The organism is Veillonella sp. CHU740 (assembly GCF_003992055.1).
Classification (GTDB): domain Bacteria; phylum Bacillota; class Negativicutes; order Veillonellales; family Veillonellaceae; genus F0422.
The window spans coordinates 1-223 of the sequence record NZ_RQVD01000035.1 but is presented as its reverse complement, the minus strand read 5'-3'; the positions used below and the strand labels follow the sequence as shown (position 1 = coordinate 223).

The 223-nt window shown below is 51.1% G+C and carries 1 tRNA gene; it reads right to left on the bottom strand.

Annotated features, from left to right (window positions below):
- Position 1 precedes the first annotated feature (1 nt).
- Positions 2–75 (bottom strand) — tRNA-Ile (locus EO115_RS08340).
- Between the last annotated feature and the right edge of the window lie 148 nt (positions 76–223).

The window sequence follows — 223 nt, the reverse complement described above, 5'->3', positions numbered from 1 at the left end:
GTAGGCCTAAGTGGACTTGAACCACCGACCTCACGCTTATCAGGCGTGCGCTCTAACCAGCTGAGCTATAGGCCTACGTATGAGAGTTGACCTCTCAAAGCTGAACAATGCAGGTGACCAAAGTGTCGACCTAGTATGACATCTAGCATCTTGTGCTAGTGTATGTCTCCCTAGAAAGGAGGTGATCCAGCCGCACCTTCCGATACGGCTACCTTGTTACGAC